The 22,057-nt window shown below is 60.8% G+C and carries 22 protein-coding genes; 12 read left to right on the top strand and 10 right to left on the bottom strand.

The features are described from left to right. Nucleotides 1-60: 60 nt before the first annotated feature. The 6 genes from ACXYL9_RS09365 to ACXYL9_RS09340 all read left to right on the top strand — a co-directional run bounded on the left by ACXYL9_RS09365 (nucleotide 61) and on the right by ACXYL9_RS09340 (nucleotide 9,299). Complete coding sequence (locus tag ACXYL9_RS09365; protein WP_271438921.1) at nucleotides 61-462, top strand: hypothetical protein; 402 nt, start codon at nucleotides 61-63, stop codon at nucleotides 460-462. Nucleotides 463-583: 121 nt separating this feature from the next. After that, nucleotides 584-1,819: a TolC family protein gene (locus ACXYL9_RS09360; RefSeq protein WP_152434344.1), complete on the top strand. Its 1,236-nt coding sequence runs from the start codon at nucleotides 584-586 to the stop codon at nucleotides 1,817-1,819. Continuing rightward, complete coding sequence (locus ACXYL9_RS09355) at nucleotides 1,816-3,306, top strand: efflux RND transporter periplasmic adaptor subunit (protein WP_173214097.1); 1,491 nt, start codon at nucleotides 1,816-1,818, stop codon at nucleotides 3,304-3,306. Before ACXYL9_RS09360 ends, ACXYL9_RS09355 begins: the two co-directional genes overlap by 4 nt. Further along, a complete protein-coding gene (locus ACXYL9_RS09350; RefSeq protein WP_152434346.1) occupies nucleotides 3,303-6,470 on the top strand; it encodes an efflux RND transporter permease subunit in 3,168 nt (1,055 codons plus the stop codon). The genes ACXYL9_RS09355 and ACXYL9_RS09350 overlap by 4 nt, the downstream gene beginning before the upstream one ends. After that, a complete protein-coding gene (locus ACXYL9_RS09345; protein ID WP_172970324.1) occupies nucleotides 6,467-6,829 on the top strand; it encodes a copper-binding protein in 363 nt (120 codons plus the stop codon). Before ACXYL9_RS09350 ends, ACXYL9_RS09345 begins: the two co-directional genes overlap by 4 nt. A 139-nt stretch (nucleotides 6,830-6,968) precedes the next feature. Beyond that, nucleotides 6,969-9,299 (top strand): heavy metal translocating P-type ATPase, encoded by a 2,331-nt coding sequence (locus ACXYL9_RS09340; RefSeq protein ID WP_173214099.1) that lies wholly within the window; start codon nucleotides 6,969-6,971, stop codon nucleotides 9,297-9,299. Between the two features lie 15 nt (nucleotides 9,300-9,314). Here ACXYL9_RS09340 and ACXYL9_RS09335 read toward each other — a convergent pair whose 3' ends face one another. The 10 genes from ACXYL9_RS09335 to ACXYL9_RS09290 all read right to left on the bottom strand — a co-directional run bounded on the left by ACXYL9_RS09335 (nucleotide 9,315) and on the right by ACXYL9_RS09290 (nucleotide 16,848). Then, nucleotides 9,315-10,664, bottom strand: a complete 1,350-nt coding sequence (locus ACXYL9_RS09335; RefSeq protein ID WP_173214101.1) for an MBL fold metallo-hydrolase — start codon at nucleotides 10,662-10,664, stop codon at nucleotides 9,315-9,317. Between the two features lie 71 nt (nucleotides 10,665-10,735). Further along, nucleotides 10,736-11,440 (bottom strand): NAD(P)-dependent oxidoreductase, encoded by a 705-nt coding sequence (locus tag ACXYL9_RS09330; RefSeq protein ID WP_173214103.1) that lies wholly within the window; start codon nucleotides 11,438-11,440, stop codon nucleotides 10,736-10,738. Nucleotides 11,441-11,533: 93 nt separating this feature from the next. Then, the gene (locus ACXYL9_RS09325) at nucleotides 11,534-12,022 is read right to left on the bottom strand and encodes a DUF6692 family protein (protein WP_173214105.1); all 489 of its coding nucleotides are present in this window, start codon (nucleotides 12,020-12,022) and stop codon (nucleotides 11,534-11,536) included. Next, complete coding sequence (locus tag ACXYL9_RS09320) at nucleotides 12,019-12,546, bottom strand: DUF305 domain-containing protein (RefSeq protein WP_010412760.1); 528 nt, start codon at nucleotides 12,544-12,546, stop codon at nucleotides 12,019-12,021. Before ACXYL9_RS09320 ends, ACXYL9_RS09325 begins: the two co-directional genes overlap by 4 nt. Beyond that, complete coding sequence (locus ACXYL9_RS09315; RefSeq protein ID WP_173214107.1) at nucleotides 12,543-12,956, bottom strand: potassium channel family protein; 414 nt, start codon at nucleotides 12,954-12,956, stop codon at nucleotides 12,543-12,545. The genes ACXYL9_RS09320 and ACXYL9_RS09315 overlap by 4 nt, the downstream gene beginning before the upstream one ends. After that, nucleotides 12,953-13,702 carry a glutaredoxin family protein gene (locus tag ACXYL9_RS09310; protein ID WP_173214109.1) on the bottom strand — a complete coding sequence of 250 codons (750 nt, stop codon included), beginning with the start codon at nucleotides 13,700-13,702 and terminating at the stop codon, nucleotides 12,953-12,955. The genes ACXYL9_RS09315 and ACXYL9_RS09310 overlap by 4 nt, the downstream gene beginning before the upstream one ends. A 111-nt stretch (nucleotides 13,703-13,813) precedes the next feature. Next, a complete protein-coding gene (locus tag ACXYL9_RS09305) occupies nucleotides 13,814-15,097 on the bottom strand; it encodes an APC family permease (protein WP_459039884.1) in 1,284 nt (427 codons plus the stop codon). Between the two features lie 280 nt (nucleotides 15,098-15,377). Further along, nucleotides 15,378-15,653, bottom strand: coding sequence for a hypothetical protein (locus ACXYL9_RS09300; protein WP_173214113.1), 276 nt, complete (start codon nucleotides 15,651-15,653; stop codon nucleotides 15,378-15,380). A 44-nt stretch (nucleotides 15,654-15,697) separates the two neighbouring features. Further along, nucleotides 15,698-16,165: a DUF411 domain-containing protein gene (locus tag ACXYL9_RS09295; RefSeq protein ID WP_011413847.1), complete on the bottom strand. Its 468-nt coding sequence runs from the start codon at nucleotides 16,163-16,165 to the stop codon at nucleotides 15,698-15,700. Beyond that, nucleotides 16,162-16,848, bottom strand: coding sequence for a class I SAM-dependent methyltransferase (locus ACXYL9_RS09290; protein ID WP_011413848.1), 687 nt, complete (start codon nucleotides 16,846-16,848; stop codon nucleotides 16,162-16,164). The genes ACXYL9_RS09295 and ACXYL9_RS09290 overlap by 4 nt, the downstream gene beginning before the upstream one ends. Nucleotides 16,849-16,997: 149 nt before the next feature. On the opposite strand from ACXYL9_RS09290, the gene ACXYL9_RS09285 reads away from it, so the two are divergent. The 6 genes from ACXYL9_RS09285 (at nucleotide 16,998) to ACXYL9_RS09260 (ending at nucleotide 22,049) form a co-directional block, all read left to right on the top strand. Then, nucleotides 16,998-17,294 carry a hypothetical protein gene (locus ACXYL9_RS09285; RefSeq protein WP_173214115.1) on the top strand — a complete coding sequence of 99 codons (297 nt, stop codon included), beginning with the start codon at nucleotides 16,998-17,000 and terminating at the stop codon, nucleotides 17,292-17,294. A 3-nt stretch (nucleotides 17,295-17,297) separates the two neighbouring features. Then, nucleotides 17,298-17,732, top strand: a complete 435-nt coding sequence (locus ACXYL9_RS09280; RefSeq protein ID WP_173214117.1) for a periplasmic heavy metal sensor — start codon at nucleotides 17,298-17,300, stop codon at nucleotides 17,730-17,732. A 15-nt stretch (nucleotides 17,733-17,747) separates the two neighbouring features. Further along, on the top strand, nucleotides 17,748-18,305 hold the full coding sequence (locus ACXYL9_RS09275) for an RNA polymerase sigma factor (RefSeq protein ID WP_325064488.1): 558 nt from the start codon (nucleotides 17,748-17,750) through the stop codon (nucleotides 18,303-18,305). 48 nt (nucleotides 18,306-18,353) lie between these two features. Further along, the gene (locus ACXYL9_RS09270) at nucleotides 18,354-20,162 is read left to right on the top strand and encodes a copper resistance system multicopper oxidase (protein WP_173214121.1); all 1,809 of its coding nucleotides are present in this window, start codon (nucleotides 18,354-18,356) and stop codon (nucleotides 20,160-20,162) included. Next, nucleotides 20,159-21,472, top strand: a complete 1,314-nt coding sequence (locus ACXYL9_RS09265; RefSeq protein WP_173214123.1) for a copper resistance protein B — start codon at nucleotides 20,159-20,161, stop codon at nucleotides 21,470-21,472. Before ACXYL9_RS09270 ends, ACXYL9_RS09265 begins: the two co-directional genes overlap by 4 nt. A gap of 154 nt (nucleotides 21,473-21,626) precedes the next feature. Beyond that, nucleotides 21,627-22,049: a YybH family protein gene (locus tag ACXYL9_RS09260; protein ID WP_459039289.1), complete on the top strand. Its 423-nt coding sequence runs from the start codon at nucleotides 21,627-21,629 to the stop codon at nucleotides 22,047-22,049. The last annotated feature ends 8 nt before the right edge of the window (nucleotides 22,050-22,057 follow it).

Below are 22,057 nucleotides of genomic sequence, written 5' to 3'. Positions count from 1 at the left end.
CGAATTTTGCATTTTGGCCGCTGGATTGCCTCGGCTCCTTATTCAGACTATCGCAGCTTCGTGAAATTTGTTCGCGCCTTGACCCTGATTTGCTTCAGCTTTGGACTGCTTGTGCAGGTTGCTGCGCAGGCGGCCGTTCCGCAGAGCGAAATGGCTGGGTCGGCTGATTGTGCTGAAATGGCGCAAGGCATGGCCGAGCACGGCATGTCTGAACACGCGATGCCCGAACAGATGGTTTCCGAAACGGACCCGGCCGAACAGCATGGCTCATGCTGCGAGATGAGCCTCGATTGTCTCGTAGCCATGAATTGCCTGCCACCGCTGGCGCTTGCGGGTCCGGGACTGGCGCATGCAGGACCGTTTCCTGTTGCGCCTACGTATCTGGCCGCTAGCGCCAACAGGCTCGACAGCCAGCCTCGACCGCCGGAATCTCCGCCTCCACAAACCGAACTCACCATCTAGCATTTCCCGGGCGGTGCTCTGCGCCGTTTGCGAGCTTGACGGATTACTTGACTTGCGCCGTGTCGATTGACGCGTACGCCGAAGTCGTTCCCGGCCAGTTCGCTTTGAAAGAGTGAGAATTATGGATTGGCGAATTGGCTGGGTGCCGTTTTCGGCACTGCTCGCCGCGCAAGCTGCGCAAGCGCAGTCTGTCGGATACGAGGAAGCACTTGCAGCGGTGCGGGGCGAGCAACCCGTTTTGGAAGCTGGCGCGCTGCGTGTACAATCACGGCGCGAGGCTGCGGAAGCGGCGGACGAGCTTCCCGACCCGCGTTTACGCGCAGGGGTTATGAACCTTCCGGTAAGCGGACCCGCGGCGTTCGAGCTTGACCGGCAACTTCCTACGCAAGTCGCCATCGGTATCGAGCAGGAGATACCCAATCTTGCGCGGCGACGGGCGAGGTATGGCGTTGCCAGTTCCGAAGTTCGGGTGGCGGAAGCACGGCTCGGTATGGCGGAGCGCAATCTTCTCGCAAGCGCTGGAACCGCTTGGGTCAGCTTGTTCTACGCGCAAGAACGCCTCGATCTCGCCAGCACAGCGCTCGATGAGCTGCGAGCCTTCATCCCTGTTGCCAATAGCGCAGTTGCGTCGGGCTCGGCCCGCCCGGCCGAAAGCCTCGTGATACGGCGCGAATTGCTTGGGATCGAGGATGCAGCGACGTCGATCGAGGCCGAGCGCGAGACGGCGCAAGCGCAGCTTTCCCGATACATACCGTTCCCTGACCCGGTTGCCTTGGGTGAGGCTCCCACGGCGGCTCTGGATGAAAACCAGCTTCGCTTCGAACTGGAAGGGAATCCCGAACTCATTCTGGCCGATGCGGAACGAGACCGGGCCGAAGCCGGTGTCGCGCTCGCTCGCGCTGAAAAGAGGCCGGATTTTGGGGTGAGCGTCAACTATGGTCGTCGCGACCAGGCGTTTGGCGATGCGGTGTCGGTCATGGGGTCGATTACTCTTCCGATCTTCACCGACCGGCGGCAGAATCCGCGCATCGCCGCCGCCGAAGCCGATGCCGCTGCCGCTTTGGCCGAACGCGAGGATCGCAGACGCGCGCTGGTCGCGGATTTCGAAGCCGATCTCGCCACTTGGCGCAGCACTATGCGCCAATGGCGCCGCGCGCGTGATGAACTTCTTCCGCTCGCGCGTGACCGCGTTGACCTCGAGACAGCCAGCTTTGCGGCCGGGCGTGCCGATCTCGTCGATGTGATTGCGGCGAAATCCGCACTTGCCTTGCTCGAGCTGGAAATTCTCGAACGCGAACAGGCGGCCGTGCAGGCGGCGGTCGAGCTACAACTCACATACGGGGAGGGCAGGCCATGAACTCCGTGCTCGAACGATTTACGCAGCGCCGACGCATGTTTGCGGCTGGGCTAGGTATTGCCCTTGTCAGCCTGGCTGCTGGCTACGGTCTTCACATGCTCGGCGGCGAGAGCAGCGGAGCTGGCTCGCCGACGGATACTGACTGTGAGGATGTGCTTTATTGGTACGATCCGATGGTGCCCGGACAACGTTTTGACGAGCCCGGTAAGTCGCCCTTCATGGACATGATGCTGGTTCCCAAGTGCGCCGGAGAAGCTGCGGAAGCGGGCGTCCGGATTGATCCCGGCCTTGTGCAGAATTTCGGAATTCGCACCGCAGCAGCCGAGTTCGGCGTTCTCGAACCGGAGATCACCGTTACGGGTGTCCTCGCATACAACAGCAGGGATATAGCTATCGTCCAGCCGCGCGCGGGGGGCTACGTCCAACGCACCTATGGCCTTACGCAGGACGATGTCGTCAGTCGCGGCGCTCCGATCGTCGATATTTTGGTCCCTGATTGGGGCGGCGCGCAGCGCGAGTACATTGCTGTGCTCAATACTGGCGATCGGGCGCTGGCAGATGCGATGCGGCAGCGCATGCGATTGCTTGGAATGAACGACGCAATGATCGCATCGGTCGAACGCACACGCAGAGCCCAAAACACGATCACCGTCACGGCTCCGGTGGGCGGTGCCGTAACAATGCTTGGGGTGCGCTCCGGCATGACTGTAATGGAAGGTCAGACTTTGGCCGAGATTACGGGCTTTTCGCCGATATGGCTTGAAGCTTCGGTTCCTGAAGCCCAGGCCGCAAATATCCGGCAGGGCCAGCCCATCAGTGCGACCCTGGCAGCGTATCCGGATCAGCGATTTGCGGGACGGATTGTTGCCATCCTTCCAAGCGCCGATGCCGCGAGCCGAACCATCACCGTCCGGGCTGAGCTACCCAATCCGCGCAGCAGGTTGAAACCAGGGATGTTCGCGCAGGTGTCGCTTTCACCCGACACACGGCGAGCCTTGCTGGTACCGTCGGAGGCGGTCATTCGAACCGGACGCCGAAATCTCGTGATGCTCAAGCAGGATGAAGGCGCGTTCCTGCCTGCCGAGGTCGAAATCGGGCGCGAAGCGAATGGCAGGACAGAGATACTCGCAGGCCTTGCGGAGGGCGAGCAGGTCGTCACTTCAGGTCAGTTCCTGATCGACTCCGAAGCAAGTCTTGGCGGGATCGACGTCAGGTCGATCGATGGGACCATGAGCATGGCGTCGGACGGCTCGCCAAAGATGAGGGCATACACCGCTACGGGAAGAGTGACGAAAATCGCTGGTGCTTCGATCACTCTCAACCACGCGCCGGTTCCCGCCCTCGAATGGCCAAGCATGGTCATGCCCTTCGCCCTCGCCGACGCCGCTCTAGTTGACGGTATTGAACCGGGCGACAAGGTCGAGTTTACCTTCTCGCAGCACGACACCGGTCCGCGCATCGAATCCATTCGGAAGACCGACCGATGATCGCGCGCATAATCGATGCCTCGATCGCCAATCGGTTTTTCATCGTTCTGGCGGCCTTCGCGGTCGCGCTCGCCGGCTTCTGGGCGGTGCGCGCAACGTCTGTCGATGCGATCCCAGATCTGTCTGATGTGCAGGTCGTGGTGCGGTCGAATTATCCGGGGCAAGCTCCGCGCATCGTCGAGGACCAGGTCACCTATCCGCTCGCAACGACGATGCTCTCGGTGCCGGGCGCGGAAACAGTGCGCGGCTATTCGATGTTCGGCGACAGCTTCGTCTACGTGATCTTCGAGGATGGGACGGACCTCTACTGGGCGCGTTCGCGCGTGCTCGAATATCTCAACCAGGTGCAAAACGAATTGCCCGACGGAGTGACCAGCTCGCTCGGGCCGGACGCGACGGGCGTAGGCTGGATTTACGAATATGCGCTGGTTGACCGAACGGGGAACAGCGACCTTGCTGGCCTTCGGAGCCTTCAGGACTGGTTCTTGCGCTATGAGCTGCAGACCATTCCGGGCATCGCAGAGGTCGCCAGCGTCGGCGGCATGGTCAAGCAATACCAGGTCGTCCTGGAGCCTTATCGCATGGCTTCGCTTGGCGTCACTTACAGCGATGTCGTGCGCGCCATACAAGCTTCCAATCAAGAGGCTGGCGGATCGGTGGTCGAAATGGGCGAGGCCGAGTTTATGGTCCGCGCTTCAGGCTATCTCACGTCTCTCGACGACTTCCGGCAGATCCCTCTCAAATCAGTCGGGAACGGTATACCGGTTACTCTATCCGATATCGCCACGATCCAGCTTGGCCCCGAAATGCGGCGAGGAATCGCCGAACTCAATGGCGAAGGCGAAGTCGCAGGCGGTATTGTTGTGCTTAGACAAGGCGAGGATGCGCGGGCAACGATCGCGGCTGTCGAAGAGAAGCTCGACGTGCTCCAGGCCAGTCTTCCTGAAGGGGTCGAGATTGTCACGACCTATGATCGTTCGAAGCTGATCGACGCCTCGATCGAAAACCTGACCGGAAAACTCATCGCCGAATTTATCATCGTCGCGATCGTTTGCGCGCTGTTCCTGTGGTATGTGCGATCAGCATTGGTGGCGATCGTCACGCTTCCATTGGGGGTGCTGGCGGCCTTTATCGTGATGCGGTTCCAGGGGGTCGATGCGAACATCATGTCCTTGGGCGGCATCGCCATCGCAATCGGCGCGATGGTCGACGCTGCCATCGTCATGATCGAGAACGCGCACAAGCATATCGAGCATTGGGAAGAGGACCATCCCGACGAGAAGATGTCCAACGATGAGCGCTGGAAACTGATTGCGGACGCATCGAAAGAGGTGGGGCCAGCGCTGTTTTTCAGCCTCCTGATCATAACCCTATCGTTCCTGCCGGTGTTTACTCTGCAGGCGCAGGAAGGGCGGCTCTTCTCCCCACTGGCCTTTACCAAGACCTATGCCATGGCGGCGGCCGCCATTCTGTCGGTGACGCTGGTTCCCGTTCTGATGGGCTGGCTGATCCGCGGGAAGATACCCAAGGAGGACACCAACGTCCTCAATCGCTTGCTGACCAACGCCTACCGGCCCGGTCTTGATTGGGTAATGCGCCGACCGAAAACCACTTTGGTTGTGGCCGGACTGGTATTCCTTACAGCGCTGATCCCGTTCACCCGTCTTGGAGGAGAATTTCTTCCCCCGCTCGATGAAGGCGATCTCCTCTACATGCCGAGCGCTCTGCCTGGCCTGTCTCCTGGTGAAGCGTCCGCATTGCTTCAGCGGACGGACCGACTGATCAAATCCGTACCGGAAGTCGACACCGTTTTCGGAAAAGCGGGGCGGGCCGATACAGCGACCGACCCCGCGCCGCTCACGATGTTCGAGACAACCATCCGGTTCAAGCCGCGCGAAGACTGGCGGCCGGGCATGACGCCAGAGAAGCTCGTCGACGAGCTCGATCGTGCTGTGCAGGTGCCGGGACTCGCCAATGTCTGGGTGCCCCCGATCCGCAACCGCATCGATATGCTCGCGACCGGTATCAAAAGCCCGATCGGCGTGAAAGTGTCCGGCGAGGACCTTGCCGAAATCGAGCGCGTAGCTTTGCAGGTCGAGAATGTCGCAAAACAGGTTCCTGGCGTCAGCTCCGCATTGGCAGAGCGTCTTTCGGGAGGCCGCTATGTCGATGTGGACATCGACCGGGTCGCTGCGGCGCGTTTCGGGCTGAATATCGCCGATGTTCAGCAAATTGTGTCAGGCGCGATCGGCGGCGCGAATATCGGACGGACAGTCGAAGGATTGGCGCGATATCCTATCAATGTCCGCTATCCGCGCGAGATCCGCGACAGTCTCGGAGAACTGCGCGCGCTGCCTTTGCTAACCCCCTCTGGCCAGCAAATTACGCTCGGCACCGTAGCGCAGGTGAGCGTCAGCGATGGCCCCCCCATGCTCAAGAATGAGCAGGGCCGTCTTATCAGCGTGGTCTATGTCGACACGCGCGGGCGCGATCTTACTTCGGTCGTAAGCGATCTTCAGGAGGCGGTGTCAGAGGGCGTCGATCTGCCTGCCGGTGTGAGCATCTCTTACGCGGGCCAGTTTGAATATCTCACCCGCGCCAATGAGCGGTTGCAGGTCGTCGTTCCCGCGACGCTCGGCATCATCTTCGTTTTGCTGTACCTGATCTTCCGCCGCTTCGACGAAGCGCTACTTGTTATGGGCACACTGCCCTTTGCCCTCACCGGCGGCTTCTGGCTGCTCTATCTGATGGGCTACAACCAGTCTGTTGCGACATCGGTGGGTTTTATTGCGCTTGCCGGTGTGTCTGCCGAGTTCGGCGTCATCATGCTGATCTACCTCAAGTCTGCGCTGGCCCGGCGCAGCGGTGCCCTCGATGCGGACGGCGTGGGCGAAGCCATCAGGGAGGGTGCTCTTCTGCGCGTGCGTCCCAAGGCGATGACCGTGGCCGTCATTCTTGCCGGTCTCTTCCCTATCCTCATTGGAACCGGCGCAGGTTCGGAGGTCATGAGCCGCATCGCCGCGCCGATGGTGGGCGGCATGATCACCGCACCGCTGCTTTCGATGTTCGTTATCCCCGCCGCATATTTGTTGATGCGGCGCCCCCGGCCCGAACGGCCAACCCAACCCCAAGGAGAAGAAGAATGCGTACCACAACCCTCATGAGCCTACTGGCCCTTCCGCTGGCGATGGCGGCCTGCGATTCTGGCCAGGACACTGCCCAGATGAACGACATGCCGATGGCAGAGAATGAAATGATGGACGGCGAAGATATGCCGATGATGGAACCTGGCAGCGGAATGCAAACCGCCAACGCAGAAGGCACGGTCACTGCAATCGATGCCGAAGCGGGCACGATAACCGTCGACCACGGTCCGGTCCCGGCGATCGAATGGCCTGCGATGACCATGGCTTTTGGAGCCGATGAACAACTGCGCAGCGAAGTAAGCGTCGGTGAGGGAATTGCCTTTGAATTTCGTACTGGTTCTGAAGGCAATGTGATCACGTCGATCACGAAGCAGTGAGTCGGTTGGGTGGTGCCTGGCAAACCTGGTGCCGCCCAATGAGATGCGGGGCGACCGGAATCTGGTATCGTGACGGCAATTCGAAGGTATTCGGCACAAGGCTGTAAGAGGTCTGCTGTAGAGTGAGAAAGGAAGAGCGATGAGCACGGACGCAAGCTTGCTCGAAGGCACCGCCATCGATCCCGTCTGCGGCATGAGCGTAGCGATCGACGGAGCAGAGCATATCGCGAAGCATGCGGGGGCCGAGCACTATTTTTGTTCGCCGCGATGTCACGACAAGTTCGTCACCGATCCCGAGCTCTATCTCTCGGGCGCGCATCTCGACGCGGTCGAGGATGTGCCCGAAGGCACGATCTACACCTGCCCGATGCACCCTGAAATCCGCCAGCCCGGGCCGGGTTCATGCCCGATTTGCGGCATGGCGCTCGAACCGGAAACGGTTTCGCTAGACGATGGCCCCGATCCCGAACTGGTCGACATGCGGCGTAGGTTCGGGTGGAGCGCGCTGCTCACGCTGCCTTTGTTCGTCTACGCGATGAGCGACATGGCACCGGGGCTCAGTTTCGACCGGCTGATCGAACCTGCCTGGGCGCAATGGGCGCAGTTTGCCCTTGCCACACCGGTTGTTCTTTGGGGAGCCTGGCCGTTCTTCGTTCGGGCCGTCCAGTCGCTCAAGACGCGCAATCTCAACATGTTCACGCTGATCGGGTTTGGCGTTGCCATCGCCTATCTGTTCAGCGTGGTGGCGACGGTCGCGCCCGATCTGTTCCCTGCGGCGTTCCGCGACCATTCGGGACGGGTCGGGATCTATTTCGAGGCGGCAGCGGTCATAACCACACTCGTTTTGCTCGGACAGGTCCTCGAGCTCAAGGCAAGAGGCTCGACCTCGAGCGCTTTGCGCGCATTGCTCGAATTGGCGCCGCCCAGCGCGGTCAAGATCTTCGGCTCCGGCGATGAGCGCGAGGTGCCGCTCGACCAGCTGGCCACAGGCGATCGTCTGCGCGTTCGACCGGGCGATAAGGTTCCGGTCGATGGCGAGATCGAAGAGGGATCGAGCGCCATCGACGAATCCATGATCAGCGGCGAACCGCTGCCGGTCGCCAAACAGGCTGGCGACACAGTCATTGGCGGCACGGTCAACCAGACTGGCGGGTTCGTCATGCGCGCGACCGGTGTGGGCAAAGACACGATGCTGTCCAAGATCGTCCAGATGGTGGCCGAGGCGCAGCGCAGCCGCGCACCGATCCAGCGACTGGCAGATCAGGTGGCGGGCTGGTTCGTGCCTGCGGTGGTGGTGATAGCCATCGCCACCTTCGTGGTATGGGGAATCTGGGGGCCCGCACCAGCGCTTGCCTATGCGCTGGTCAATGCCATTGCAGTCCTGATCATCGCCTGTCCCTGTGCGCTCGGTCTCGCTACGCCGATGTCGATCATGACGGGCACAGGCAAGGGTGCCCAGCACGGGATTCTGATCCGCAATGCCGAGGCGCTGGAGACACTCGAGAAAATCGATACGCTGGTGGTCGACAAGACCGGCACGCTGACGATGGGCAAACCCGATTTGGTGGCGGTGACGCCGGCAGATGACATCAAGGAAAGCGATTTCCTGGCTGCGGTGGCAGGTGTCGAAATGGGGAGCGAACATCCGCTGGCCTATGCCATTGTCGAGGGCGCGCGGACGCGCGGCGTTTCTCCTGCCAATGCCACGGATCTCGCTTCGACGACTGGGGAAGGCGTTGAAGCCAACGTCCAGGACCGCCGTGTTGCGATCGGAAATGAGAAGATGATGCGGCGCGTCGGGATCAATGACGAGGCCTGGCTGGGCTCGGCCGAAAATGGTCGCAAGCAGGGTCAGACGGTGATGTTCGTTGCGTTCGATGGCCGGCCGGCAGGCCTTATCGCGGTGGCCGATCCGATCAAGCCTACCAGCGCAGCGGCTATTGCGGCGCTGCACAAGCGCGACATCCGGGTCGTTATGCTGACGGGCGACAGCCGCAGCACTGCCGAAGCGGTCGCGCGCGAAATGAAAATCGATGAAGTGCATGCGAATGTCTCGCCCGAAGACAAGCACCGCAAGATCGAAGAGCTGAAAGCGCAAGGTCGCCGCGTCGGCATGGCAGGGGACGGGATCAACGATGCGCCTGCACTGGCCGCCGCCGATGTCGGCATTGCCATGGGCACCGGCACCGATGTCGCAATCGAAAGCGCCGGCGTGACGCTGGTTCGCGGCGACCTGACAGGAGTGGTGCAGGCCATCGTGCTGTCGCGTGGGACGATGCGCAACATCCGGCAGAACCTGTTTTTCGCCTTCGCTTACAACACACTCGGCATCCCGGTCGCGGCAGGCGTGCTGTATCCCTTCTTCGGAGTGCTGCTCAGCCCGATGATTGCGGCCGCAGCCATGAGCCTCTCTTCCGTATCGGTGATAGGCAATGCGCTGCGGCTGCGGGGTCTGCGCCTCGAAGTCTGAGAGGCCAAACTTCAGCTATACGCGTTTTTTCCAAGCGCCCATGGAGCCGAGATAGATGTCGAGGCGCTTGAAGCCCTGGCTTGCCAGCCAGCCCGCAGCAACGCTCGCCCGCATACCGCTCGCGCACATCAGCGTGTAATGGCGGTCGCGGTCGAGATCTTCCCACCGCGTGTTGAGCTCACCGACATAGATATGTGCTGACCCGTCGATCCTTGCTACTTGCCGTTCGTCCGCGTCGCGCACGTCGAGCAAGGTCCACTCGCCGCTGTCTTGATCGAGCCTGCGCGCGATTTCTTTTGTGCCGATCATGGGAATGCTGCGCATCGCTTTGCCCTGTGCGGCAGCTGGAACCACGCCGACATAGCCGCCGACAACATTATCGAGACCGATACGCACCAGATGGGCCATGGCCTGGGCTAGCTGGTCTTCCTCGGAAGCGATGAGGGCGATCCTGTCGCCTTCACTGAGAAACCATCCGGCAAAGGCCGGTATCATTCCCACCGGAAGGCACATGGCACCCGGCAGATGGCCGGCAGCGTAGGCGAGCGGCTCGCGCACATCGACCAAGTGATCGGCTTCGATCTCGTCAAGCTCTCCCAGCCCTAAGCGCCTTGGTCGTATGACCCGCGGCGCGGCATCGGCCCCTTCGAGGTTAAGCCGTTCCATCAGCCGGAAATAGGGAGGTTGGTGGTGGTGTTCTGCCACCTTCGCCTTGATGAACTCGTCGCGGTCGGAGATGCGCAGGCGAGGGTTGTTGCGTCGCTCGTGGCCGATTGTCGAGAATTCCCGATCCGCCATTCCCGACCCGCAGACCGAGCCCGCACCATGCGCCGGGTAGATAATCGCCTGATCGCCGAGGCCGCAAAGTTTCTGCAGTGAGTCGAACAGAAGGCCTGCGACCTCTTCCTTGCGCTCGGGATAGAAATCGGTGCGCCCGACATCGCCGACAAACAGGGCATCGCCGGTAAAGACGCCGACCGGTCCCTCGGAATATTCGCCGTCATGGATGATGAAAGCGAGATGATCGTCGGTGTGTCCAGGTGTTTCCAGCACCTCGATCCGCAATTGACCCAGCTCGAAACAATCGCCCTCGCGTGCGGTATTGGCAAAAACGATCTCGCCTGCCGCGTTGGGCCCGTGATAGACCTTGGCTCCTGTCAAATCGGCCAAGATCGGCGAGCCGCTGATCAGATCCTCATTGCGATGGGTTTCGAAGATGTGCGTTATCTCCAGTCCTTCGGCCCGCGCCTTTTCGACATAGATCTCGCAGTCCCGGCGCGGATCGATGACCGCTGCCTGTCCGCCCGAGCCGATGATATAGGAAAGGTGCGAGAGGCCAGGGGTTTTGATTTTCTCCAGAAACATACGATTTCCTTGTCTGTTGCTCACAACTTGCAACGTGCGGGCCTGTCACAAATCGCAAAATTATACGGCGCTCAATCGATCCCGAGTTCGGCCTTGATGGCGGCGGGACTTTCGAAATGTTCGGCTTCGGGCCTGCCGATGGCAGGCTTTGCGTTGATCCAGGTATCTTCGCACACGAAATCGAGCAGGCTCGCCGCGAGATCAGCATGACGGCAGCGGAAACAGCCTTCTGCCAAGCGTTCGTCCGTAATGACGGCATCGCCGGTGTAAGGCTCATCCAGCAGCCAGCCCGGTCGTGCGGCCGTCCATTTGATGCCTTGGGCGTCGCTGAGCATCGCTTCCATGGCGCGCATCTGCTCGAGTATATTGAACAATGCAGGCTTGGCGGTGAGTTCAAACCACGCCGGGACGCTCGACTGATGTTCGACGAAGGCAGCGGAGATCACGGCAATGCGGTCGATCTTCGTCTGTGCCATCGCCTCGAGCAGGTTGCGCGTGCCATCGGTATAGAGCGGCGGTGGATCCATCGCATTGCCCGGACCGAAAGCGACACCGAGCGTCGAGATAACCGCGCGGCAGCCATCGAGATCGCCCGCGAAATCGTCCGACAGCACATCGCATTCGATATATTCGAAGTCGCCCACCCGCTCGTCTGATCCAGGCACTGTGTGTTCGAAGGCGCGGATCGGTATGTCCGAGGCAAGGGCACGCCTCAATAGCTCGGTGCCGGTCTTCCCGCCCGCCCCGAAGACAGCGATGGGCCTCGTATCAGTCATCTGCTTGTTCCTGTTAAAACTGGCGGGGGCGACGAACGGAGGAGGCGCGGGCGCATGGGGTAGCCGGTGGCCCGCCCGTGCGCCCTGCCAGTTTCAGGCTCCTTCAGCCGGACAGGTGGTATAGCCCCAAAAGCCGAATTCATCCTTGGCTCTTGGCGCTGCGACGATCATCTCCTGCATTTGCAAGCCCGCATCGCCTTCACCATCCAACATACGGGTTTTGATCCGAAGCTCGCCATTCGAATAGCTACCGGGACCATCAGAAGCGACGGGGATCAATTTGCCATTGATCTTGATCGCTCCGCTCCCGTCACCGTCATAGACAAATGAGGGAAAGGCCACTTCGGTCAGGCGGAACTGGCAGGCCTGTCCTGCGCCCAGAGCAGCAAGGTCCGCGTCATTCATGGTCCCGGGAAGCATGAGGCCCGGGTCAACATTTGCCAGTGCACTGGCCGCATCCTCGATCGGCGCGGCAGTGGCAGGCGGGTCGAGCTGGGCTTCGCGGTCGTTGCCCGGAGCGGTGTTCGAATTGCAGGCGGCAAGCGGTAGCGCGATGAGCGCCGTGAAAGCTATCTTGTTCATGGCTGCATCTCCTCGGGCAGGCGTTCTTCGGTCCGAGGACCGTTCTGTTCGATATCGTCGATGAGATATTTCATCTCGGCGATTTCGCGGCGCTGGGCGACGATGATGGCCTGAGCGAGTTCGCGCACGCGAGGATCCTTCAGGCTCGCGCGTTCGCTGGTCATGATCGCGATCGAGTGGTGCGGGATCATCGCTGCCATATATTCGGTATCGTCGACGGTGGTCTGGCTGCGCACCAGCCACAGCGCGAGGGCGAACACGAAGGCGCCGACGCCCAGAATAATGAAGTTCTTGGTCCGGTCCTTGTACATGCCCCACATGAAGAGCAGCATGACAACCATCATCATCGCGCCCATGACAAACATCATCCAGAAGCGCGTTTCGCTCCAGAAAAGATCATCGACGGTAAAGGTGTTGGCATACATCAGGAAGAACATGATCACGGTCGAGGTCGACACCATGGCCATGAATCGCCAGTAGCTGCCGCCCCCTCCCTTGTCCGAGTGGGTCGTCTTTTCAGTCATGCTTTTTCTCCTTTTTGCATCATGGTCCAGAATAGCTGCGCCGAGCAGCTGATGAGAGCGAAGCCGGTGAGGGCCTCGACGCCGGCCAGAACTCTCAGGTGCTCGGTCGGATAAATGTCGCCCAGGCCCAGTGTGGTCACGTTGATGAGCGAGAAATAGAAGTAGTCCATCCAGTCCATGGAAGGCGCCTTGTCGAAACCTCCCAGGCCCCATTGCGCGCCCAGCCAGAAACCTGCTGCAAAAAGGATCGCGACCAGAAAATGCGACGCGAGCACGAGCAGCGAAACGGCAAGCTTTGCCAGCGTATCGCGGCGCCGGTCGAGAAGCCGGTGACCGACACCCAGAATGGCAAGGTGCGAAGCGACAGCCGAGAGGAACAGAAGGACGGCGAGAAGGAGCGCGGTGATCATGCGAGAAGCTTCGCGCCCATCCACAGACCCATTCCGATCATGAACAGATTTTCGGTCAGCGAGACGAAGCCGAGCGGCACATTGCTGCTGCCGCCCACGCAGGCGCATTTGAGCTCACGCTTGTCGATGTAGACAGCTTTGAAGACGCTGACAGCGCCGACGGTGCCGATGAACAATGCCAACGGAGCAGAAAGCCAAGTCAGCGCGCCCGCGGTCATGAGAATGCCGGCAGCGGCTTCGCCGAACGGGTAGACGAAGCCATAGGGCACCCAGCGCCGTGCGAGTAGGTCGTAGTTGAGGAACATCGTCGAGAAACTGCGCACGTCCTGAAGCTTCTGAACGGCGAGCAGGGTCATCGATAGGCTCACGAACCATTCGGCGGCCCGGACAGTGAAGAGGTTATCAAAAAAAGCCCAGCTCAGTCCGAGCGCGAGCAGAAGCGCGACCGCGAAAATCGCAATGACCGGCTGATAGCTGGTCTCGCCTTCCTCTGGCTGCGAACGGCTCTTGCCGAAGAACTCGCGGACATCGTCATAGCCGCCAATGCGCTTGTCTTCGATAAAGGTCTGCGGGGTGGTCTCGACGTTGTGCTTGTCCTTGAATGCGTCGGTTTCCTCCCTGCTGGTCAGGTGATGATCGTCGACCTCGAAACCTTGCCGCTTGAGAAGATCGACCGTCTTGATGCCATAGGGACAGACATGGTCCTCCATTACCATGCGGTAGACCGCCGCTGTTCGGGTCGTCATGAATCGCTCCATCTGTTTTGCCTGACGTGTCTCGTGCTCAACGCCGGTTTTCGGTGAACGGTTTCGAAAAACCCCGCTGCAAGAGCCTCAAGGCCCAGCGAAAAGTTGCCATCAACTCTTCTCTTCTGACCGATCATCTTTGTGAGAAGCGGGCGCTTCGGAATTGTCCGAAAGGTAAATCCATTCTCCCATGAAGACTGCGACGATGCCGATCGCCGCATAGGCGACAACGGCAGGATCGCTGCGCAATTTGGCCGCGGTAAAAGCTGCAAGGACCACGCCATCTGCCGCGAGTGCTGTAAGAAGTATTGTTGCGCGCGCGCCGACTTCCTTGCGCAGGTGACGCAGGACGCCCCAATGCACCAGCATATCCATGACGAGGTAGAAGAAGGCGCCCAGCGAGGCGATCCGCGACAGATCGAACAGGACGGCAAGCGTCCCGGCAATGACCACCGTATAGACCAGCATGTGGCTGCGAACTCCGCCGCTCATGCCGAAATGGCTGTGCGGGATCATCTTCATGTCGGTCAGCATCGCAAGCATGCGCGACACAGCAAATACGCTCGCGATCACGCCCGAAGTCGTGGCGGCGATCGCGATCGCGACGGTGAAATAGAAGCCCAGCTCACCCAGCGCCGGACGCGCCGCTGCCGCGAGCGAATAATCGCGCGCCTCGACGATCTCGGATATGCTCAGGCTCGAACCCACCGCCAATGCGACGAGCAGATAGATCACGATGCAGACCGCGATCGAGATCATGATGGTCCGACCGACATTCTTGTGCGGGTCGATGATTTCGCCGCCGCTATTGGTAATCGTGGTGAAGCCCTTGAAGGCGAGGATCGAGAAAGCAACAGAGGCGAGCATGGCTTCTGCATTCGTCAGCGAAACGGGCTGCGAAAACGCGCCTGATGAAAAACCGCTGGCCCAGATCGCCGCGACTGCGAACAGCGCGATGCCGCCGATCTTGATGGCGGACATGATGAGCGAGAAGCCGCTTACCGACTTGTTGCCCGCTGCATTGACGAGATAGGCGAAGATGATGAGGGCAAGCGCTGCGAGAGAAACGAGCCACCCGCTGCTTTCGAGGCCGAACGGGCGCAGCGCATAAGTCGCGAAGGTGCGGGCCACGAGGCTTTCATTGATGACCATCGAGAGCGCCATCAGGAGCGAGGCAGAGGCGGCGATCACGCCGGGTCCGTATGCTTTTTGCAAGATCATCGCGATGCCGCCCGAAGACGGCCATTTGTTCGACATCTTGATATAGCTGTAGGCCGCCAGCGAGGTTACCAGCGCGCCAGCGATGAAGGATAAGGGGAAGAGCGGACCGGCAAGCTCGGCGATCTGCCCGGTCAGCGCGAATATGCCGGCACCGATCATGACGCCGGTTCCCATCGCCACGCCGCCCAGCAGGGTTATCGAGCCAGCTGTCTCGCTTTGATTCTCGTGCTCATGGTCTTGCAAGACTTTCCCCTGTCGATGGTCTCCCGTTCAAGAAAGATCATGCCGGACAGTACGTTCAGCCGGGGCTCATCCCTCAAAAATATTTCAGGACAAATCCGGAGGGTTGCGTTTTGCTCGGGGCGCTCGAGCAAATTGCGGCCCAAAGCGGACTGCTTGCGCAGCTGAAAATGCTCGGCGAGTATCAAGGCACGCGTCCATCGCCGCCGATTTACTACGTCCTGAACCGGTTACGGAAAAATCGCAGCAGTGGCACCCCAATGACCGCGATGTACCAACCGTACAGAAAGCTGCCGAGAGCGCCTGCCAAAAAGCCCGAGAGGGTTAGCCATTCGAAACCGGGAAGCAGCGGCGCCCACGCTTCGTGCATGTGCACCTGTTCGGGCGCGAGCAGGCCGAAACCGATGCAGATCAGGTAGCTGAAAAGCAGGAAGAGGCTGAGTGTCCAGCCCCATATGAGAATTGAGGTTTTGACCGAATAGTCCGACATGATGGTCCTCCGTTAGAGTTGGCGCGAAAATGGCTTGTCCATAGTCACGGGTAGGATGCGAACACGCTCCGCCCGCCTGGGCCGAAGGCGATGACATCATAGGGCTGCACCTGCTCTCCGACTTCCATTCCGGGCGAGCCAAGCGGCATTCCGGGCACAGCCAGGCCAGCAACGCCTTCGGGGCGTTCGCGCAATAGCTTCGCGACGGCATCGGCCGGCACGTGGCCTTCGATGATATAGCCATCGACTTCCATCGTGTGACACGACCACAGATCCTGTGGCACACCCTTGGCTGTCTTGAGCGCAGCCATGTCGTCGGTGTCGACCGAGGCGACCTCTGCTTCGAGCCCATGTTCGACGTGACCGGCCCAGCTGAGACAGCAGCCGCATCCTGCGTCGCGGAACATCGTGTAGGTCGCGGCCTGCGCTGCATTCGAGCAGGCTGCAAGGGCGAGGAGGAGCGAGGCCGCCAGCGAACGGCGTAGCGGTCTCGAATCTTTCGTGAGGTTCATTGGACATTGCCTTTCTTGATGCCGCGCCAGAGAGAAATGGTTCCGGTCGCGGTATGGATACGATCGAGCAATTCGGCGTCTGCGAAAATCTCGGCGAGCAATTTCTCGACGGCTCCGTCGGCGCTCGGCTGGGTGTCCTTCACGCCGTCGAGAAGCTGAACGCTCGAACGGAACAGCGCGCGCATGACTGGAGCATCCTGCCCCATATAGTCGGCAATCAGCGCCATGCCCCCGGGGGCCAGCAGGTTCTCGATCTGCTCGAGGATCGCGCGTTTTTGCGAAACGGGCACCTGGTGAAGGACGAGACTGCTGACGATCTTATCTGGTTGCCAGCCGTCGGAAAGCTCGAGACTGTCAAGAAAGCCGTTGTGCCACCGGACCATATCGACTCCGGCACCGAATTTGCGCTGCGCGATCGCCAGCGCGGCGGGGTCTGGCTCAACGCCGATGAAGCCGGCTTCGGGACAGCTGGCCATCAGCGCTCTGAGCAAGGTCCCGGTGCCGCACCCGACATCGATGACCTTGTCGCCCGGCACCAATACGGCCTCTTCGACGATCGCGCGGCGCCACCGGCTCTCGCGCGTAAAGATTGCGATCGCGCGGTCATAGAACGGCGTGAGCCAGCTTTTGCCCAGCGGCGGAGTGAACTCGCGTTCTTTTGACGGAACTGCCGCGCTTTTCATGCCATGGCTCCCATTCGACGCTGGTACATACCGCTGTTGCTACAGATATCTCCTCTTACGCGTCGCCAACCCGCAGCCCTCAAAAAAGAAACTTGAGGGTTTGCGCGAAGTGTCGCGTATAGGAACCGTGCAACCGACAGGAGCAAGGGATGCGTGAAAATCAGACACTCGATGCGATGCTCGGCACCATGGCCTCGCAGAAGGCTGGCGACGTGCCGCCCGACTTCATGAACGGCGTCTGGCAGCGCGCGGGACAGCTTGGCGAAATTGTCGATCAGCGACGCAGAATGGCCTTGTTCGCCGGTCTGTTTGTCGTCGGGCTGGCAGCTGGCGCAGGGACCAGCGGATGGCCTTCCGAATATGGCGCTCCTACAGAAATTGTTGGCGAGAGCCTCGTTGGCGGAGAATCCCTGTCACCCGCTGCTTTGCTTCATGTGGGATCATAGGCGTTGAAGAAGTTTCACCTTGTCCTCGCGGTTCTGCTGGCGGCGCTCGCCGGATGCCTCGGAGCGCTTGCCGCCGATCGCTGGTCCAACGACGATGCGGAGGACAGCCTGCACCAGTTCGTGCACGATGAACTCTCGCTCACGGCTGACCAGGAGGAGCGGCTCGATGCGCTCGAAGCGCGTTTCGCGGTAGAACAGGCAAGGCTCGAAGCCTCTGCGCGCGCAGCCAACGCACAGCTCGCCCAGGCAATGGAAACCGAGCACGAATACGGGCCCGAAGTCAGTGCCGCGATCGACGAGGTGCATGCGCGCATGGGCGAATTGCAGAAAGCGACCGTGCGGCACGTCTTCGATATGCGGGAAATTCTCGATCCCGATCAGCAGCTCCAGTTCGACCGGAAAGTGTCCGCGGCCCTCACGCGCGATCCGCGTGACTGATCAGCCTTGGCAGCGGTGGATGACACTTCGAACGCAGCGCTGATCGGGCGGGCAATAGCCGGTGACAAGCGGGCGTTCACAACTCTCGTCGAACATGAGATCGCCCGGTTGATCGCGCTTGCCACGCGTATGCTGGGTTCACCATCGCAGGCCGAAGATGTCGTCCAGGACGGTCTCGCTTCGGTCTGGCTGACACGGCATCGCCTCGACCCGAGCAAGCCCATCGGTCCCTATTTGACGACAATCGTTCTCAACAAGTGCCGCGACAAGCTTCGCCGGAGGAAAGTTGCGGGCTTCCTTGGCTTGCCGAGCGGCCGGGAAGCCGACGCCGTTGCCGACGATGCCCCTAATCCCGAAAATGTTGCCGGAGCCCGCGAACAGCTGCGGCTGGTCCAGGTCGAAATCGGGCGCTTGCCGGTGCGGCTGCAAGAGGCGCTCGTGCTGGTCACTGTCGAGGGGTACAGCCAGGCCGAGGCTGCCGAGCTGCTCGGCACCACGGAGAAGGCCGTCGAGACGCGCATCTATCGCGCGCGCAACCGGCTGAAGGAGCGGTTCGAAAACTTTGAGGGGTAGCGCAGGTGGCCGCGTAAGTGACGGTATACGCATTTTCAGGAGCCCCCTATGCCAGCCGTTAATCGCCGAAAATTTCTTGGAACAGGAGCGGGGGGAATAGGCCTGCTCGGCCTCGCCGGTGCAATGCCGGCATGGGCACGCGGTGCGAACATCTTGGCGGGAAACGCCCGCAAGGGGCTGGACGAGGTAGCTGGACCGAATATCGACCTCACTGTCGCGCGATCAGCCTTCGCGACCGGCAACAGAAGCGGTGGAGCCATCGCCGTCAACGGCTCGATTCCCGGCCCCTTGTTGCGCTTGAAGGAAGGTACAACCGTCCGGCTCAACGTCCATAACCAGCTCGAGGAAGACACCTCGATCCACTGGCATGGGCTGCTCGTGCCATTCGAGCTCGATGGCGTGCCGGGTGTGAGTTTTCCGGGCGTCAAACCGGGCGAAACCTTCACTGCGGAATTTCCGGTGCGCCAGTCCGGCACCTACTGGTGGCACTCGCATAGCGGCCTGCAGGAACAGGCTGGGCACTACGGCGCTATCGTGGTGGATCCGGCGGGGCCCGATCCGGTTCAGGCCGACCGTGAATATATCGTGGTGCTGAGCGAATTCAGCGAAATGTCGCCCCACACGATATTCGACAAGCTCAAAAAGGGCGAAGGCTACTTCAACTACAACCAGAATACCTGGACCGACGACTATCCGCTTTCGGGCGAGGATCGCCGTATGTGGGCCAGAATGCGCATGATGCCTACCGACATCCTCGATGTGTCGAGCGCTGCCTACACTTACCTCCTCAATGGTCACGGACCGCTCGACAACCTGGAATATCTCTTCCGCCCGGGTGAACGCGTGCGGCTGCGCTTCATCAATGCCGGCGCCATGACCTTTTTCAATATTCGTATTCCCGGCCTGCCGATGACCATCGTTCAGGCGGACGGGCAGAACGTCGAGCCGGTTGAGGTCGACGAGTTTCAGATCGGCGTGGCCGAGACCTATGACGTCGTCGTGACGCCGGGCGCGCAACAGGCATACACGCTGGTCGCTGAGTCGATGGACCGCTCGGGCATGGGTATTGCCACGCTGGCGAGCGCACCCGGCGCGCGCGCCGCCATTCCGCCGCTGCGCGATCCACCGCTCCTGACCATGGCTGACATGGGCATGAGCGGCATGGACCACGGCTCGTCTGGCGACGCCGGCATGTCGGGTATGGACCATGGAAGTGGCGGCGACATGGCAGGGATGGACCATGGTTCTTCCGGCCAATCCGAGATGGCAGGCATGGCCGGAATGTCGGGTATGCAGATGCGGGATACCTCGCTCCTGCCACCCGATGTCAAGGTCGGTCCCGGTCTCGACATGGTCTCGATGAACCCGGTCGACCGTATGGGCGATCCCGGCATCGGTCTCGCCGATGTCCCGCATCGCACGCTCGACTATCGCAAGCTGCGCGCTCTGACGCCGCACCGCGAGGGCCGCACGCCGTCACGGCGAATGGAAATTCATCTGACCGGAAATATGGAGCGCTACATGTGGTCGTTCGACGGCAAGAAGTTCTCCGCCGTCTCCGACGAGCCGATCCGTTTCGCCTATAACGAGCGCGTGCGCGTGAAGCTCGTCAACGATACGATGATGGCGCACCCCATTCACCTGCACGGTCATTTCTTCGAGCTGGTCAATGGCGCATCGGCCGATCGTCAACCGCTCAAGCACACGGTAATCCTGCAGCCGGGTGGCAGCGCGCAGTTAGATCTGACGGCGGACGAGCCGGGCGACTGGGCTTTCCACTGTCACCTTCTCTATCACATGCATGCCGGGATGTTTCAGATCGTCACGGTCGCCAATCCCGACGGGAGCGAAGCATGAAAATTCGTATTGCCAGCCTGCTCGCATCGGTCGCAGCCGGCTCAGTTCTCGCCTCCCCCGCGGCGGCGCAGCATGCCGGTCATTCGCCGGCGGAGCCGCAGCAAGGCGCCGAGGCGCAGGCTGACGCGAAGACAAAGTGCGAGGAGGAAGCCGAGCGCCATCGCGCGATGGGGCATCCGGTAGCAGATGGAGCATGCGAACCGGCTGCTCAGTCTGAAGCCGCCATGGACCACTCCGAGATGGATCATTCAACCATGGATCATGGTTCGATGACCGCTCGGGACGGTCATTCGAGCATGACAATGCCGATTGACGCTGCCCGTCCACAGGCATCGCCCGAAAGTCATGAAGGAATGGATCACGGCTCGATGCCGCAGGGCAAGCCTGCCGAAGGCGCGATGGATCGTTCGCAGATGAATCACGGCGAGATGGGACAGGCGGAAGCCAGTTCGTCGATGGACCATGGGCAGATGGATCACAGCCAGATGAACCATGGGCAGACGCCTTCGCAGGACATGCAGGGCATGGACCATTCGGCGATGCAGATGGGCTCGGATGCCGATATCCCGCTGTTGCCGCCTCCTCCAGAAGCAGGGAGCGGCCCAGCGCGCGCGGCGGTTGCGATCTGGGGCGAGGAAGCCATGAACGAAGCGCGGCGCGAACTTGTCCGCGAGACCGACGGCGGGATTCGCTTCTGGTTTCAGGGCGACAGGCTCGAATACCGCGCCCGCGATGGGAAGGATGGATATCTGTGGGACATCCAAGGATATTATGGCGGTGACATCGACAAATTCTGGTTCAAGTCCGAAGGTGAGGGCAGCTTTGGCGAACCCATAGAAGGCGCCGAGGTCCAGGCGCTCTGGAGCCGCGCCATTGCGCCCTTCTTCGATTTCCAGGCGGGTGTTCGCCAGGACCTCACCGCTCCGGAGCGCACCCATGCGGTGATCGGTATCCAGGGTCTCATGCCGTACCGCTTCGAGATCGATGCCGCGGCCTTCGTCTCCACCAAGGGCGATGTGACCGCGCGTATCGAGGGCGAGCTCGACCAGCGGATCACCCAGCGCCTTATCCTCCAGCCAAGGGCGGAACTCGCGCTATCGGCACAGGACATTCCCGAACTCGGTATCAGCGCAGGTCTCGACCGGATCGAGGCAGGTCTGCGTCTTCGCTACGAGTTCGGACGCGAATTCGCGCCCTATGTTGGCGTTTCCCAGGAATGGCGGATCGGTGACAGCGCCGATTATGCCCGCGCCGTAGGGGAAGACCCCAGCGTGACGAATTACGTCGTAGGCTTACGATTCTGGTTTTAAGAGAAGGAAATATACAATGAGAACAAGACTATCTCTAAGCGCGGTCGCCCTGGCCTTGGCTGCAGGGGGCGCTCCCGCCCTGGCACAATCCATGGACCATTCGGCGCATTCGGAACATTCGGTATCAACGCCGATGGACCATACGGAGCAGGGCATGAACCATGCCGAGCATATGTCTGCGATGAACGACGACGTCGCTGGGGCAGAAGCGGTTCTGACATTATATCGCGATGCCCTGACGTCGCGCGATGCAGAGGCCATGGCCGCGCTGTTTGCCGAGGAATCCTTCGTTTACGAAAACGGCAAGGCGGAAGGCAGCTTCACGCATTACATGGAGCATCATCTGGGACCGGAACTCGATGCAATAACCAGCTTCACCTTCGGCGAACCGACGCTCGCAGTCACCCGGATGGGACATATGGCCTATGGCCGCGAAACGTACACCTATCGGATCGAACTGGCCGACGGCCGCGTGATCGACCGCGAAGGCGTTGCGACCTCGGTGCTCGCCCATGATGCGGATGGCTGGAAGATCGTTCAGTACCATTCATCGTCACGAGCGCCGCGTAACAACTGATTTGATCG

Source organism: Qipengyuania sp. CAU 1752, assembly GCF_054482615.1.
This window is presented reverse-complemented; position numbering and strand designations above follow the sequence as displayed.